General features: G+C 65.6%; 14 protein-coding genes and 2 tRNA genes. 2 read left to right on the forward strand and 14 right to left on the reverse strand.

All coding sequences use genetic code 11. The features are described 5' to 3' along the window. Positions 1–390: 390 nt before the first annotated feature. From ilvD to B9Z03_RS18850, 9 genes are all read right to left on the reverse strand, one after another. Positions 391–2,226: a dihydroxy-acid dehydratase gene (gene ilvD, locus B9Z03_RS18810; protein WP_085465610.1), complete on the reverse strand. Its 1,836-nt coding sequence runs from the start codon at positions 2,224–2,226 to the stop codon at positions 391–393. A gap of 117 nt (positions 2,227–2,343) precedes the next feature. After that, entirely contained in the window at positions 2,344–2,649 is a 306-nt protein-coding gene (locus B9Z03_RS18815) for a hypothetical protein (protein WP_085465611.1), read from the reverse strand. 47 nt (positions 2,650–2,696) lie between these two features. Next, positions 2,697–5,471, reverse strand: coding sequence for a valine--tRNA ligase (locus B9Z03_RS18820; protein WP_085465612.1), 2,775 nt, complete (start codon positions 5,469–5,471; stop codon positions 2,697–2,699). 138 nt (positions 5,472–5,609) lie between these two features. Then, positions 5,610–5,993, reverse strand: a complete 384-nt coding sequence (locus B9Z03_RS18825; RefSeq protein WP_085465613.1) for a hypothetical protein — start codon at positions 5,991–5,993, stop codon at positions 5,610–5,612. Positions 5,994–6,031: 38 nt separating this feature from the next. Then, positions 6,032–6,655 (reverse strand): PopZ family protein, encoded by a 624-nt coding sequence (locus tag B9Z03_RS18830; RefSeq protein ID WP_139832328.1) that lies wholly within the window; start codon positions 6,653–6,655, stop codon positions 6,032–6,034. A gap of 191 nt (positions 6,656–6,846) precedes the next feature. After that, the gene (locus tag B9Z03_RS18835) at positions 6,847–8,157 is read right to left on the reverse strand and encodes a TolC family outer membrane protein (RefSeq protein WP_085467747.1); all 1,311 of its coding nucleotides are present in this window, start codon (positions 8,155–8,157) and stop codon (positions 6,847–6,849) included. Positions 8,158–8,379: 222 nt separating this feature from the next. Further along, entirely contained in the window at positions 8,380–9,036 is a 657-nt protein-coding gene (locus B9Z03_RS18840; RefSeq protein WP_085465615.1) for a protein-L-isoaspartate O-methyltransferase family protein, read from the reverse strand. A gap of 81 nt (positions 9,037–9,117) precedes the next feature. Continuing rightward, positions 9,118–9,191, reverse strand: a tRNA-Cys gene (locus B9Z03_RS18845). A 101-nt stretch (positions 9,192–9,292) separates the two neighbouring features. After that, positions 9,293–9,571, reverse strand: coding sequence for a hypothetical protein (locus tag B9Z03_RS18850; protein ID WP_176247558.1), 279 nt, complete (start codon positions 9,569–9,571; stop codon positions 9,293–9,295). 171 nt (positions 9,572–9,742) lie between these two features. Between B9Z03_RS18850 and B9Z03_RS18855 the strand changes: the two genes are divergently transcribed. Next, positions 9,743–9,817: transfer RNA gene (locus B9Z03_RS18855), tRNA-Asn, on the forward strand. A gap of 152 nt (positions 9,818–9,969) precedes the next feature. Next, positions 9,970–10,812 carry a YiiX/YebB-like N1pC/P60 family cysteine hydrolase gene (locus B9Z03_RS18860; RefSeq protein ID WP_085465616.1) on the forward strand — a complete coding sequence of 281 codons (843 nt, stop codon included), beginning with the start codon at positions 9,970–9,972 and terminating at the stop codon, positions 10,810–10,812. A gap of 7 nt (positions 10,813–10,819) precedes the next feature. On the opposite strand, the gene B9Z03_RS18865 is transcribed toward B9Z03_RS18860, so the two are convergent. From B9Z03_RS18865 to B9Z03_RS18885, 5 genes are read right to left on the reverse strand one after another with little or no spacing between them, the layout of a single operon-like run. Beyond that, positions 10,820–12,430 carry an NTP transferase domain-containing protein gene (locus B9Z03_RS18865; RefSeq protein ID WP_085465617.1) on the reverse strand — a complete coding sequence of 537 codons (1,611 nt, stop codon included), beginning with the start codon at positions 12,428–12,430 and terminating at the stop codon, positions 10,820–10,822. Continuing rightward, positions 12,427–13,128 carry an XdhC family protein gene (locus tag B9Z03_RS18870; RefSeq protein WP_085465618.1) on the reverse strand — a complete coding sequence of 234 codons (702 nt, stop codon included), beginning with the start codon at positions 13,126–13,128 and terminating at the stop codon, positions 12,427–12,429. Before B9Z03_RS18870 ends, B9Z03_RS18865 begins: the two co-directional genes overlap by 4 nt. Before the next feature lie 3 nt (positions 13,129–13,131). Next, positions 13,132–13,470: an XdhC family protein gene (locus B9Z03_RS18875; protein WP_085465619.1), complete on the reverse strand. Its 339-nt coding sequence runs from the start codon at positions 13,468–13,470 to the stop codon at positions 13,132–13,134. Positions 13,471–13,493: 23 nt separating this feature from the next. After that, positions 13,494–14,750, reverse strand: a complete 1,257-nt coding sequence (locus B9Z03_RS18880) for a vWA domain-containing protein (protein WP_085465620.1) — start codon at positions 14,748–14,750, stop codon at positions 13,494–13,496. 11 nt (positions 14,751–14,761) lie between these two features. Then, the gene (locus B9Z03_RS18885; protein ID WP_085465621.1) at positions 14,762–15,694 is read right to left on the reverse strand and encodes an AAA family ATPase; all 933 of its coding nucleotides are present in this window, start codon (positions 15,692–15,694) and stop codon (positions 14,762–14,764) included. Positions 15,695–15,714: the final 20 nt, after the last annotated feature.

The raw sequence follows: 15,714 nt of genomic DNA on the forward strand, positions 1-15,714 counted from the left end.
TCAAAATCACTCACGCTCTACGCATCGCCCGGACGCTGCCCTGCGCCCACGCCGCATCCACGGACACAGTCATGAAAACGGAAAGGCTTCCTTCGCCAATGCGGAGGAGACTGTTTCCAGCCTTCATGCCAATGCTGTTGGTCACGGCGTCCCTTTTGGTTGCGGCCGCTTGGCTGCGGCGCTGCCTTGTCCTGCGGCCCGGTGGGCTGCGCTCGAAGTCGCCTTCGGGGTGCTCCGGGTTTATGGCGGGAAGTAGGCAATTCGTCCCCTCCGCTCTATAGCGCAAGGGATGTTGAAAGAGTGTTGCCGAATCGTCACAAAGCCCGGCGACGCAGAAACGCAAACGGCCCCCGGAGGGGCCGCGGCGCTGCGGAAAGGCTGAAAATCCGCTTATTCGGGCAGGATGCGCACCGCGCCCCGGTCGGCGCTGGCGGCAAAGGCCGCATAGGCCTTCAGCGCCGTGGTGACATTGCGCTTGCGCGCTGCCGCCGGCTTCCAGCCGAGCTTCTCCTGCTCGGCGCGGCGGCGGGCGAGCTCTTCCTCGCCGACCTTGAGATTGACCGCACGGTTGGGGATGTCGATCTCGATGATGTCGCCCGCACGCACCAACCCGATCGCCCCGCCGCTCGCCGCTTCCGGCGAGACGTGGCCGATCGAGAGCCCCGACGTGCCGCCGGAGAAACGTCCGTCGGTCAGCAGCGCACAGGCCTTTCCGAGGCCCTTCGACTTCAGGTAGCTGGTCGGATAGAGCATCTCCTGCATGCCCGGGCCGCCGCGCGGACCCTCGTAGCGGATGACGACGACGTCGCCGGCCTTGACCTCATTGGCGAGAATGCCTTTCACCGCCGCGTCCTGGCTCTCGTAGACCACGGCCGGGCCGGTGAACTTGAGGATGGATTCATCCACCCCCGCCGTCTTCACCACGCAGCCGTCGAGCGCGATGTTGCCCTTGAGCACCGCCAGACCGCCATCCTTGGAGAACGGCGTCTCGGCGGAGCGGATGACGCCCTTCTCGCGGTCGAGGTCGAGCTCGTCCCAGCGCCGATCCTGGCTGAACGCCGTCTGCGTCGGCACACCGCCGGGGGCGGCCATGAAGAATTCGCGGACGGAAGCGCTGTTCGTGCGTGAGATATCCCAGCGGTCGATCGCATCGCCCATGGTCGTGGTATGAACGGTCGGTCGGTCGCGGTGCAAAAGGCCGGCGCGGTCCAGCTGGCCGAGGATGGCGAAGATACCGCCTGCCCTATGCACGTCCTCCATGTGGACGTCGTTCTTGGCCGGCGCGACCTTGCACAACACCGGCACGCGGCGCGACAGCGCGTCGATGTCATCCATGGTGAAATCGACCTCGCCTTCGTAAGCCGCGGCAAGGATGTGCAGCACGGTGTTTGTGGAGCCGCCCATGGCGATGTCGAGCGCCATGGCGTTCTCGAAAGCTTCCTTCGTGACGATCGAGCGCGGCAGCACGCTGTCGTCGTCCTGCTCATAGTAGCGCTGGCACAGATCGACAACCAGATGGCCGGCTTCGACGAACAGACGCTTGCGATCGGCATGCGTTGCGAGTGTCGAGCCGTTGCCCGGCAGCGACAGGCCGAGCGCCTCGGTCAGGCAGTTCATCGAGTTTGCGGTGAACATGCCCGAGCACGAGCCGCAGGTCGGACAGGCCGAGCGCTCGATCGTCTTCACGTCCTCGTCGGACACCTTGTCATCGGCTGCGGCCACCATCGCGTCGACCAGGTCGAGCGCGACCTTCTTGCCCTGCAGCACGACCTTGCCTGCCTCCATCGGGCCGCCCGAGACGAAGACGGCCGGGATGTTGAGTCGCATCGCCGCCATCAGCATGCCGGGCGTGATCTTGTCGCAGTTGGAGATGCACACCATCGCGTCGGCGCAGTGCGCATTGACCATGTATTCGACGCTGTCGGCGATGAGCTCGCGCGACGGCAGCGAATAGAGCATGCCGTCATGACCCATGGCGATGCCGTCATCGACTGCGATCGTGTTGAATTCCTTGGCAACGCCACCCGCCGCCTCGATCTCGCGCGCCACGAGTTGGCCGAGATCCTTGAGGTGGACGTGGCCGGGCACGAACTGCGTGAACGAGTTCACCACCGCGATAATCGGCTTGCCGAAGTCGGAGTCCTTCATGCCGGTGGCGCGCCAGAGGCCGCGCGCGCCGGCCATGTTGCGGCCGTGGGTAGTGGTGCGGGAACGATAAGCGGGCATTTCCGATCCTGATTGTTCGTTGCCTCTTTGGCTCGCTACTCCTTTAGGCTCAATCGCGACGCGTTTCCAGAGCGGGAAGGTCTCTCATTCAGAGCCAGCCGGGCAGTCTGCCGGACGTTAATTTTCGACCACATAGCCATATTTGTCGTGATAGACGAAGAATTCGACCACGTCGGAAAAACGCTGGCGGTCGGTAGATATCGTGACGTGATCATCGCCACTTAGGTACAAAGTCACTTTTTCATCAGAATTTACAACACGCTCGATGGTCTGATCATTGGCGCAGGTCTGCATAAAAATGACCTCGGTGTAGACCGTAAATACACTCTCGTCCGATAGGATAACAAAAATACTACCACGCGAGTCGGAAACTTCGACTTTCTTAATCGACTTGCCAATCAGCCTCTCCGCGAAGCTTTTCATTCTGACCAATTCTCGGTTGCGTCTAAAGACGAAATTGATGCTCTTGATCAGCTCACCCGCGCCAGCGCCGTCTTCAGCCGTCCAAGCTGTTCATTGAACTCGGCAAGCTTTTCGCGCTCCGCCTCCACCACCTCGTCCGCCGCCTTGGCGACGAACTGAGGGTTGTCGAGCTTCTTTTCGACGCGGGAGATCTCCCCCTCCACCTTGGTGACCTCCTTGGCCAGCCGCGCGGCTTCCGCTTTGACGTCGATCAGGTCGCCGAGCGGCAGCGCGAAGGTCGCCTCCCCGAGCACCATCTGCGCCGAGGCCTTCGGCGCGGCTGTCGATTGACCGACGTTGTCGACGCGTGCGAGACGCGCGATCGCCGCCGCATGGCGCTCCAGCCGCGCTTCGGTTTCCTTGCCCGCTCCGATCACGCAGAGCGGCGCCACCGCAGACGGCGGCACGTTCATCTCGGCGCGCACGGAGCGGATGCCGGAGACGAGGTCCACCAGCCAGTTGATCTCGGCGGCCGCGTCGGCGTCCTCGAAATCCGGCTTCGGCCACGCCGCATGACAGAGCAGCGTGTTGCGCGTCTGCCCCTCGCTCGCCGTGTGGGCCCACAGCTCCTCCGTCATGAACGGCATCATCGGGTGCAGCAGCTTGTAGATCTCGTCCAGCACGAAGGCCGCGACCGCCTGGGATTCGGTCTTGGCCGACACGTCCTCGCCGTTGAAGACCGGTTTCAGCAGTTCGAGATACCAGTCGCAGAACGTGTTCCAGACGAAGCGGTAGGCCGCACCCGCCGCGTCGTTGAAACGGAAGGTCTCGATCGCTGTGGTGATTTCGCGCGCGGCGCGCGTGAGTTCGGTCAGGATCCAGCGGTTGACGGTCAGCTTCGCATCGGCAAGCCAGAATTCGTCGTTGCGCGCCACCCCGTTCATCTCGGCGAAGCGCGTCGCGTTCCACAGCTTGGTGCCGAAGTTGCGGTAGCCGGCGATGCGCGCCGGATCGAGCTTCACGTCGCGCCCCTGCGCGGCCATGATCGTCAGCGTAAAGCGCAGCGCGTCGGCGCCGTATTCGTCGATCAGTTCCAGCGGATCGATGACGTTGCCCTTCGACTTCGACATCTTGGCGCCGTTCTTGTCGCGCACCAGCGCGTGGACGTAGACCGTGTGGAACGGCTCCTCGTCCATGAAGTGCAGGCCCATCATCATCATCCGGGCGACCCAGAAGAAGATGATGTCGAAGCCGGTCACCAGCACATCGGTCTGGTAATAGGTCTTCAGCTCCTGCGTCTGGTTCGGCCAGCCGAGCGTCGAGAACGGCCACAGCGCCGACGAGAACCAGGTGTCGAGCACGTCCTCGTCACGGGTCAGGATCGCGCCCGGCTCGAAATTGTCGAGCTTTTCCTGCACGAATGCCTTCCACGGACCTTCGAGCGCCAGATAATATTCGACGGCGTCATCCAGCGCCTCCTTTTCCGTCTTGGCGACGAAGACATGCCCGTCTGGCCCGTACCAGGCCGGGATCTGGTGGCCCCACCACAGCTGGCGCGAGATGCACCAGGGCTGGATATTCTCCATCCACTCGAAATAGGTCTTTTCCCAGTTCTTCGGCACGAATTTCGTCCTGCCCTCGCGAACGGACGCGATCGCCGGCTTCGCGAGTTCGGCAGCGTTGACGTACCACTGGTCGGTGAGAAACGGCTCGATCGGCACGCCGCCGCGGTCGCCATGCGGCACCATGTGCTTGTGCGGTTCGATCTTCGCCAGGAAGCCGCCTTCCTCCATGATCTTCACGATCAGCTTGCGCGCCTCGAACCGGTCTAGGCCATGCAGTTGGTCCCACACGCCCTGGCGCAGCGCCGTCACTTCAACGCCTTCGAGGAAATCCTCGTTATCGTTGATATTTATCGCGCCCTCGACCGTCAGGACGTTGATGGCGGGCAGATCGTGCCGCTTGCCGACCTCGAAGTCGTTGAAGTCGTGCGCTGGCGTGATCTTCACCGCGCCGGTGCCCTTCTCCGGATCGGAATACTCGTCCGCCACCACCGGAATCCTTCGCCCGACGATCGGCAACACGACGTTCTTGCCGACGAGATCGCGATATCGCTCGTCGTCCGGATGCACCGCGACCGCAGTGTCTCCCAGCATCGTCTCGGGCCGCGTCGTCGCGACGGTGATGTAGGTCGAGGCATCCTCCGGATCGTAGACCTTGCCCTCGACCGGATAGCGGAAATGCCAGAGATGGCCGTTGATCTCGACCTGCTCGACCTCGAGGTCGGAGATGGCGGTCAGCAGCTTCGGGTCCCAATTGACCAGCCGCTTGTCCTTGTAGATCAGCCCCTGCCGGTAGAGCGTGACGAACACTTCGAGCACGGCCTCGGACAGGCCCTCGTCCATGGTGAAGCGTTCGCGCGACCAGTCGCAGGACGCACCGAGCCGCTTGAGCTGGTTGACGATGATGCCACCGGACTCGGCCTTCCATTCCCAGACCTTGTCGATGAACTCGTCGCGCGTCAGCGAGCGGCGGTGGATCTGCTTCTCCATCAGCCTGCGCTCGACGACCATTTGGGTGGCGATGCCGGCGTGATCGGTGCCCGGCTGCCACAGCACGTTCTTGCCGCGCATGCGCTCGAACCGGACGAGGATGTCCTGCAGCGTATTGTTGAGCGCATGGCCCATGTGCAGCGAGCCCGTCACATTGGGCGGCGGGATCACGATCGCGAAGGGCTCGGCCCCCTCCTCCGCTCCAGCGCCGGCGCGGAACGCGCCTTCGTCTTCCCAGGTCTTCGCGATCCGGGGCTCGATCGCCTTTGAATCATATGTCTTGTCGAGCATTGGGACGGACCGTGCGGCTGGGGGAGGATGGTGTCGCTGTAAACCGAAAGCCCGGATGGGAGTCAACTGCCACGCGCCGCGACGCTTTCCCGCTCTCTGCCCGAAAATCCTACGGACGGATAGCGTGGACCGTAGCGCCTACCACCCGGGATAGTAGACGCTGTCGCTGCGGCTTGCGAGCACCTTGCCCTGCGTGTCGCGCGCCATGATCCGGATCTCGACGAAACTGCCCTTGCCGCCAGCGTCGCAGCCGATGAAATGGCGCACCGCTCCCGGAGCGAGCCGGTTGCCCGCGTAGGGCAGGACTTTCACAGTCGGAATCTCGGAGATTCCGCCCAGCGTGCGGATACGAAGCTTGAGCGAGCTTGTGCCCTTTGGCACGTTCGACAGAAGGATCGTCGGACTGCGATTGTCGTCGCAGCTCCGCCCTGGCTCGGCCGGTATCTCCATGCGCATCGCCGCAGCAGGCAGCGCACCGGCAGCAAGCACGGATATCAGGAGAACGACGCGCAACGACTTCATGCGCCAAATTTAGGCCCGGTCGGGCCGCGCGGCAAGGCTCAGCGCGCCGCGCCCCGTGCCACGCGCTCGATCTCCTCGCGCACGAGGCGCTCAACCAGCGTCGGCAGGTTGTTGTCCAGCCATTCCTGCAGCATTGGACGGATCATCTCTTCCGCGATCTCGTCGAAGGAACGGCGTCGGCTCGCCGCGAAGGCGTCCGACAGTTCCCCGAAGGCGGCGGCGACCTGACGGCCGGCCACGTCCGAAATGATCGACGTCCGCGCCGCTTCCGACGCAGCCCCCTGCGTAACGGGTGCCGGCTCCACGCCGGCGGGCGTCGCAAGGCGCTGCTTCCAGTCTGGCTGCGTCGCTGGACTGGAGACCGGTTCGACATGCGCGGTCTGCAGCGGACGCTCGGTCCGGGTCGCAGCGGGAACGGGACGATCGACGGCGGCAGGTGCAGGCTGCGCCGGGACGGCCGGGCGCGGTGCCTGCGCCGCCGGCTCTACGATCTCGGCCGGGCGGCCCGCGCCACGGAATTCCTCCCGGAACGCGTCGATGTCACCGCGCTCCGCGCCGGGAGACGAGGTGTTGGCAGCCGGCGGAATGATGTTGTCCTCGGCGGAACGTCCGGAATCGCTGTCTTCGATGATGCGCCGGATCGAAGCGAGGATCTCTTCCATTGAAGGCTCGCGTTGCGCGCCTCCCAACTGCTGGACCACTGCCTCCGCTGCCTGTGACGGCATATCCCTTTACCCCGCAACTGAGGATTCGCTTTTCGAATCAGGTCTTCAGGGTAACTCACACGGCGCGAACGGTGAATCCCCGCCGCGGCTTATTCGGATTTGCGCACAGGATTAGTGGTCCGGCCCGGTCAGCGCCCGTCAGGCGTGCGCGTCCCGATCCACTTGTCCTTGACCGCGTTGTAATGCTCCTGCGGCTTGTATTCAGCGACGTTGAGGCCGAGCTGGCGGACGCTGAGGCGCCCGATCGCCGACATGATCGCATAGCTCGCCACGACCAGATTTCGCTCCGAACTGATCTGGTTGATCTGCGCGGTGATCACATCGGCCTGTGCATTCAGCACGTCGAGCGTCGTTCGCTGGCCGACATTGCGCTCCTCGATCACGCCGTTCAGCGCAAGCTGAGCCGCCGAGACGAGGTCGCGGTTGGCCACGACGCTCTCTTTCGCGGCCTGGTACTGCGTCCAGGCGGACGCCACGGCCTGGCGGACCTGATCGTGGGCGACATCAACCTCGATACGCGCCTGGCCGAGCGACTCCTTGCGCTGCCGGACCGTCGCGGACGTGCGACCGCCCGAATAGATCGGCACCGTCAGCGTCGCACCGATATTGGCGCGATCGCTCCACCGATCGCTGCCGCCGACGCCTGGAAGCGACTCCGAATAGTTTTGCGACACACCTGCGGACGCAGTGATCTGGGGCAGCAGCGCCCCCTCGGCAGCCTTCACTGAATAGTCGGAAGCGTCGACCAGGTGCTTGTTGGCGACGATCGCCGGATGTTCCGCCGCCGCGACCACGAACGCCTTGTCGATCCCGCTGGGCAGGCCCTTGGCCGGTCCCGCGCCGCTCAGCTTACCGGGCGCCTCACCGATAATTTGCCGATAGAGCGCCTCGCTGGCTGCCGCTGTCGCGCGCGCCGCGGCGAGCTGGGCGACAGCCGCCGAGCGGCTCGCATCCGCCTGGGCCACGTCGGTGCGTGTGCCCTCGCCCACTTCGAAGCGCGACCGCGCCGCGCGCACCTGCTCGACCAGGAACTGCAGGTTCCGCTCGGTGAGCACCGCGATCTGCCGATCGCGGATCACGTCCATATAGGCGCTGGCCGCATTGAACAGGATGTTCTGTTCCGTGTTGCGCAGCCCCTCGTTGGAAGCGCGGACCTGCGCTTCCGCTGCGCGCACATTGTTGCGCGTCTGGAAGCCGTCGAACAGCGACTGCGAAATCGCTACGCCGAAGGAACCGGTGGTCAGCCTCACGCCAGCCTGCGAGGCATAGTTGATGCTGCCCGAACCGGTGATTTGCGGTCGGTATCCGGACTTGGCGATCGCTACGCCTTCGTCGGTGACCCGCACACCCGCCCGCGCCGAATTCAGTTCGGAGTTGAATTGATAAGCCTTTGAAAGCGCGCCGAAAATTGTTTCGGCGAAAGCGGGAGATGCTCCCATCAACAGCGTTGATGAGATGCCCAAAACGAACAGTTTGCGCACGACGGACACGACTGACCTCGATTCCTGGCCAGTCGGACGACCGGCTTCAGTTCAACCACGCGTGGCGGCCTCGGAAGGTCAGCGCACACCCCGTTGCGCAAACGCTCCCGCCTTGTCGATCGGCGGATTCGTCGCTCGCGCTTGGCCAACATGGTTGCATGCGCGATTCAAATCAAGCGGTCAGAATTCGAAAACCGGGGCATTGTTGAAACCGGGCAACGCTTTAACCGCCGCGTTGAACGCCCGGCGCGCGGATACCGACGATCCGTGCTTCACATAAATGTGCACGACGCCCGAATTGCCGAGGCCTTCGACCGCCACCAGGCGCCCGCCATCCTTCAGCTGGTCGAACAGGGCTTGGGGAATCTGCTCCACCGCGCCCTCGATCACGATAACGTCATAGGGAGCCTGCGCAGGATAGCCGGCCGTCAGCGGTCCCTCGACCACCGCCACAGTGTCGTAGCCAAGCGCCGACAGAACCGACTGCGCCTTCTCGGCGAGCGCGGGATCCTGCTCGAGCGCCACGACCGAACCGGCGATCTTGGACAGCACGGCCGAGGAGTAGCCGGTGCCCGCCCCTACATCGAGGACGAAGTCGCCGGGCTGGATCTCGGCGAGCTGTGCGATGCGCGCGAAGGGCGATGGCTCCATCAGATAGCGCCCAGGCGCGATCTCCAGGTCTTCATCGATATAAGCGAGGCTTTTCTTTGCGGCCGGAACGAATTCCTCGCGCGGAACCGACAGCAGCGCGTCGAGCAGAGGCAGCGACGTGACGTCGGTGGTCCGCACCTGTCCGTCGACCATCTTGGTCCGCAATCCGGAGAAATCTGCCATCATTTTCGGCCGCCCAGTCCCGCGCAAATGGTCAGGCCGCCGGGCTCGCTATGCTCAGGCTGGCCCATGATGTTGCGCACCCACTGGAGGCCTCGCCCGGAATCGAACCGGGGTGCAAGGATTTGCAGTCCTCTGCGTAACCACTCCGCCACGAGGCCTCGCGGGTGCGAACGGCGCTCTGTTAACAGAGGGAATCCTGGCCCACAAGCCGTCCGCATGCGCTTGCGTTTCTTTTCCCTTGCCAGGCGCCCGCGACCTTTCAGCCCTTCTTCTGCAGCTTGCGCCGCAGCCACACCCCGGAGCGCCGGTTGAAGCGCCGTATCGACGGCGAATCGTGCGCCAGCACGAAAAGCCCGAGCGGAATCATCCAGAATCCCAGCACCGGCAGGAAGCCCACCGTGCCGCCGAGCACCAGGCCTCCACCGAGCAGCAGCCGCGGAAGGCGCGACCTCGGCAGCGCGATCTCGCGCCCGAAAAGCCTGATCTTCGGCGCCGGACGCTCCTCGTTCGGCCGGCTGTCCGTCTCGCCCTCGGTCATCGATCGGTCTCGGATAGATGCATGCGCGGTCCGTTCCATGCCCCGCATATCGGCGCACCGCGCCCGGATTGCGACCGGCCTGCGGCAAATCGCCGAAAAAATCGCCGCTGCCCTGTTGGCAAATCTGAATCGGGTTTGCTATAGGCACCGCACTTTGATGAGCACCAGTGTTCCCCGGTAGCTCAGCGGTAGAGCAACCGGCTGTTAACCGGTTGGTCGCTGGTTCGAATCCGGCCCGGGGAGCCAATCTTTCAGATCTCGCCATATCCAGTCACTTCGCGCGCAGCTCGCGCGCCGATTTCCCTCCGACCGACTTCTTGTCATCTGTCCGTTGACGCGGATCAAGGCGCCTGCCCGTCCAGTGCATATCAGGACCATGACGGGCGGGGTTTGGATCTATGAAACGGAACGGCATCGCGGCAGGCAAGCCGGCGCTTGGGCTGAGGGTATTCGCGCTGTTCTTACTCGTTGGGCTGGGGGCCTGCACGACCACGGCCCGGCACAAGAATGAGGTCGGCGCCTATCCGCCGTGGCTGATCAGCATCGCGGAGCCGGCGGCTCCGGCGATCGGCATGGCGATCTCCGCGGTGCAGTGGCGGCATGGCCGCCTCAACTCGGGCAGCAGCGCGCTTGACTATTTGCGTGCGCGCATGCGGCCGCTCGACGTGTTCCTCTTCAGCAACAAACATCGCCTCTCCGGGCACACCGGGGCAGGACTCTTCGGCCATTCGGCCGTCTACTTGGGCTCGGAGCGTGACTTGAAAGCCCTGGGTCTCTGGAATCATCCGGCGATCGTTCCTCACCATCAGGCGATCCGCGAAGGCCGGTCGGTGATCGAATCGGCACAGGCCCACAGCACAGCACTGGCGCCGGTTGCCCATCTCGCAGACACCGACCGAGTGGTGCTGTTGCGGCCACAACTCGCCAGGGAGCGGAAGGAAGCCGCCATCGCCAGGCTTTTCGCGCTCGTTGGCACACGATTCGACCATCACTACCGGCTCGACGAGAGTGGGCGCCTGTTCTGCACCGAACTGATCGAGTTGGGGATTCCCGAACTGAGACTGCCGCGCCGCGAGACCTATGGCCGCGAGGTGATCCTTCCCGACGACGTGGCCCTGCGGGCCATTTCCGGCGGTGGGAACCTCCGCTTCGTCGCCTATCTGCGCGCCGACCGCGAAGGTTGGGAAAGTGCCGGGCCCGCTGACCTCGGCGAAGACATCAAGCACAGCGCGGCGAAATGATCCGCGGTCAGTCCTGCAGCGCTCCGCCCGCCGCCATCAACGCCTCTGGCGTGTCCACGTCGAGGCTCGCCGAACGGCCGAGTTCCACGTCCAGCACCTCCGCCACGCCCGCCTCGATGACGTGACGCGCACCGGTATCGCCCTCGATGCGCGCGACCTCCGCGAATACGGCGCGCGGCAGGATCACGGGATTGCCGCGCTTGCCCTCATGCGTCGCGCGCACGATCGCGCGGCCGCCGGAGCGGCGGAAGGCGTCGATCAGTCGGTCAAGGTCGCCCGCCTCGATCTCGGGCATGTCGGCGAGCAGGATCAGCGCGCCGGCGGCTTCGTCAGGCAGCGCGCCGATGCCCGCCTTGAGCGAACTCGCCAGGCCAGTGGCAAAATCCGGATTCGCCGCGAAGGAGACACCGAGCCCGTCAAGCGCGGCGCGCACGCGTTCGGCCTGGTGTCCGGTCACGACGGTGACGCCGGCGACCTCGCTCGCCAGCGCGCCCTCGGCAACGCGTCGCACCAGCGGCTCGCCGTGAAAAAGGGCGAGCAGCTTGTTCGGCCCGCCCATGCGGCTCGACCGCCCCGCCGCGAGCACGACCGCATGCACGGCCGTTCGCGCCGCCGGCACCGGGCGCTCGCGCGGTTCGGGCCGGGTGGCGATTTCCATCAGCAGCCCCCCCACCCCCATGCCGGCGATCTCGTCCGCCGTCACGTCGAGGCCGGCCATCAGTCGGTCGAGCACCCAGTCGAAGCCGTTTTCCTTCGGGCTGCGCGCACAGCCGGGCGCGCCAAGCACCGGCCTGCCGCCGAGGCGTCCGAGCACCAGCAGATTGCCCGGATCGACCGGCATGCCGGCGGCCAGAACCTCGCCGCCCGCCGCGCGGATCGCCGCGGGAATCACGTCGTTTGGATCGCACATCGCCGACGCGCCGAAGATCAGCAGCATGTCGGCCCGTGCGGCCATGGCTTCTATCGCCGGCGCGAGAGCGTCTTCGCGATGCGCCACGCGTTCCTCGCCGACGATGCTGCTGCCCGACCGCCTGAGCCGCCCGGCGGTGATGCGCCCTGTCTTGTCCATGACGCTGGCCTTCAGCGAGGGCAGCACCGTCTGGATCAGGCCGACGCGGCGCGCGGCGAAGGGATGGACGTCGAAGGCGGATCCGCCTTGGGCCAGCCGCTCCACCGTCGCGAGCACCTTCTCCGAAACGGCGAAGGGGATGATCTTCACCGTTGCGACCATCTGGCCCGCTGCGACCGCGGCGTGATCGGGCACCGTCGCGATCGTCACCGCCGGATCGACGCGGTTGATCGCGTCGATCAACGTCTTGTCGGCCGTGAACACACCGGCCGCCTGCGCGTGCAGGTTCACCCGTCCGGTGGCGGGAGCCCTCGCGACGATACCCGAAAAGGTCAGCGCGGCTGAAACGCGGCGCGCTGCCTCGTCCTCCGCCACGTCGTCGGCATCGAGTACGGCGGCGATTACTTCGCTCATGCCCGCCGCGCGCAACGCCGCGACGTCTGCGCCCGTAAGGCGATGGCTCTTGCGCAGCCTGACGTCGCCGACGCTGGTCGAATGCGCCAGGATGGCGCCTTCCGCCTCGCCGAGCGCGATCGGCCCGAACCTCACGCGGCACCTCTTCCCGCTAGGCCGCGCGAGCGGAACGCGCCGATGATCTGCGCCAGCACCGCGACCGCGATCTCGGCCGGGCTCGCCGCACCGATGTCGAGGCCGATCGGTGCGGCGATGCGGGCGATCTGCGCCTGGCTCGCGCCGAGTGCGGCAAGCCGCTCGACCCGCTTCGCATGCGTCTTGCGGCTGCCGAGCGCCCCGACATAGAAGCAGCCCGCGTCGAGCGCGGCCTTCAGCGCGAAATCGTCGATCTTGGGATCGTGCGTCACCGCCGCGAGCGCGCAATAGGCGTCGAGCGGCCTTTCCTGCAGCACCGTCTCCGGCCAGTCGGCGAAGAGCGAGACACCCTCGAACCGCTCGGGCGTCGCAAACGCCGTGCGTGGATCGATCACCTCCAGGTCATAACCGGCGAGGCGCGCCATCGGCGCCAGCGCCTGGCTTATATGCACGGCGCCGATGACGACGATGCGCGGCGGCGGCAGGTGTGCGTTCAGGAACCAGCTCCTGCCGTCGGCCTCGACGGTCCCGGAAACGCCGGACCGGAAGGTCTTGGCAACCGCCGCCGAGAGGTCGCCCACCACCTCGTCCCCCTCATGGATCACACGAGCGGAGCCATCGGCGAGATCGGTGAGCAGGATCGCAGCGCGCCGCGCCGTGCGAGCCTCGTTCAACTCGCGGAGGGTCTTGAGGTCCATCGCTCAGGCCAGCCGCTCGACATAAACCTTGATCCGGCCGCCGCAGGAGAGCCCGACCCGCCAGGCGGTCTCGTCCGCAACGCCGAATTCGAGCATTCTTGGGCTCCCCGAACCAATCACGTCCACCGCCTCGGCCACAACCGCGCCCTCGACGCAGCCGCCCGAGACCGAGCCGTGGAAATTTCCATCGGCGTCGATGACGAGGTGGCTGCCGACCGGGCGCGGGGCCGAGCCCCAGGTCTCCACGACGGTGGCGAGCGCCACGTCGCGGCCCGCTGCCTTCCAGCTTTCCGCTATCGCCAGAGGATCGAGGCTGGCTTCAGGGGTCGATGCGATCTCCATGGCGTGCTCCTCCCGTTGTTCGTTCACGCCGCCTGCCTGTTGGCGGCGGCGAGCCATCGTTTCGGATCGGCCTCGCGCGGCCGGCTGTCCGACAGCGAGGCGCACAGGTCGGACAATGCATTCAGCGTATGGACGGCGCGGAACTCGTCGACATGCGGCAGCATGGCCCTCACGCCCCTTGCGCGGGCCTCGAATCCGTCAAAACGCAGCAGCGGATTCAGCCAGATCAGCCGGCGGCAACTCTTGTGCAGCCGGTCCATCTCGATTTCCAGCGTCTCGACATCGTCGCGCTCGAGCCCGTCGGTGATGAGCATCACCACCGCGCCCTGCGACAGCACGCGCCGCGACCACAGCCGGTTGAACTCCGCGAGCGTCTCGCCGATGCGCGTTCCGCCCGACCAGTCGCGCACGCTCGCGGCGGCATCCGCCAATGCCTGGTCCGGGTCGCGGTTGCGCAATTGCCTGGTCAGGTTCGTCAGCCGCGTGCCGAATGCAAACGTGTGGACGCGTCGCCGCTTCTCCAGCAGCGCATGAAGAAAATGCAGGAATATCCTGGAATATTGACTCATCGAGCCGGAAATGTCCGCCAGCACCACCAGCGGCGGGTGGATCTCGCGCGCTTCGCGGAACTTCGGCAGGATCAGATCACCGCCGGTGCGCAGCGCCGACCGCATGGTGGCGCGCGGATCGACCCGGCTACCGCGTGGATCGGGCCGGAAACGCCGCGTCTTCACCAGATCGAAGGGCAGCCTGAGATTGGCGATGGCGCGCTTGGCCGCCTCCAGTTCCTGCGCGTTCATCTGGGCGAAGTCCTTGGCGCGCAGGATCTCATTGCCCGACACGGTCAGCCGCGCATCGATCTCCACTTCCGGCACCTCTTCCGGCTGCTGCCGCTTGCGATGTCCCTCGAACATCGCGTCGCCGACCCTCGTCTCGGCCGCGCGCGGCTTCTCCTTCTCGCGCGTATCGGGCGCCACCGGCGAGAACATGGCGAGCATCTTCTCGATCAGCTCGCGCGACTTCCAGAACAGCCGGAACGCCTCGTCGAAGACCGGGTGGTCCTCATGGCGGGTGACGAGCACGGCGTGCAGCGTCCAGTAGAAGTCGTCGCGGGTGCCGATGCCGGTGGTGATCACCGCGTCGATCGCGTCGACCACCGACGCAGGTCCGACGCGCATGCCGGCCTTGCGCAGCGCCCGGGCGAAATAGACGATGTTGTCGGCGATGCGGCCGTCCGCCACCGCTTCCTTCGGCGTTTTCGACGAGGAGAAGGTGCCCATCGCCACGACGGCTACTCCGCCGCCGCCGAAAGCTCCGCCTTGACCTCCTTGAGGATGCGGCGGCCTTCGCCCTGCTCGATGCGTGCGATGTCGTCCTGGTATTTGAGCAGCACGCCGATCGTGTCCGACACCGTTTCGGGATCGAGCGCGACCTTGTCGAGTTCGTTGAGCGCGCCGGCCCAGTCGATCGTCTCGGCCACACCGGGCGCCTTGAACAGGTCGATCTCGCGCAGCTTCTGGATGAAGCGGACGACCTCCTCGGAGAGCCTCCGGTTCGCCTGCGGCACCTTGCGGCGCACGATTTCCAGCTCGCGCTCGGCATTCGGATAGTCGACCCAGTGATACAGGCAGCGGCGTTTCAGCGCGTCGTGGATCTCGCGGGTGCGGTTGGTGGTGATGATGACGATCGGCGGCTCCTCCGCCCTGATCGTGCCGAGTTCGGGCACCGTCACCTGGAAGTCCGACAGGATTTCGAGCAGAAAGGCCTCGAAGGCCTCGTCGGTACGATCGAGCTCGTCGATCAGGAAAACAGGGGCCGCCCCCTTGGTGCCGCTCAGCGCGTCGAGCACCGGCCGGCGGATGAGATATTTGTCCGAGAAGACGTTGCGCTCGATCAGATCCCGGTCGGTCTGACCGGCCGCCTCGTCCATGCGGATCTCGATCATCTGCGCGGCATAGTTCCACTCGTAGACCGCCGAGGAGACGTCCAGGCCCTCGTAGCACTGCAACCGGATCAGCCGGCGGCCGAGCGAGGCGGCGAGCACTTTCGCGATCTCGGTCTTGCCGACGCCCGCCTCGCCCTCAAGGAACAGCGGCCGCTTCATGCGCAGGCTGAGGAACAGCACGGTTGCCAGCGCACGGTCGGCGACGTAGTCGGCCGTGCGCAGCATCTCCAGCGTCTCGTCGATGGACTGGGGAACGCCCCGGGGAGTGAGGTCTGCCATGGTGCGTTTTCCGTCCGGCC

Origin of the sequence: Mesorhizobium australicum (assembly GCF_900177325.1) — a bacterium.
Taxonomy (GTDB): Bacteria; Pseudomonadota; Alphaproteobacteria; order Rhizobiales; family Rhizobiaceae; genus Mesorhizobium_A; species Mesorhizobium_A australicum_A.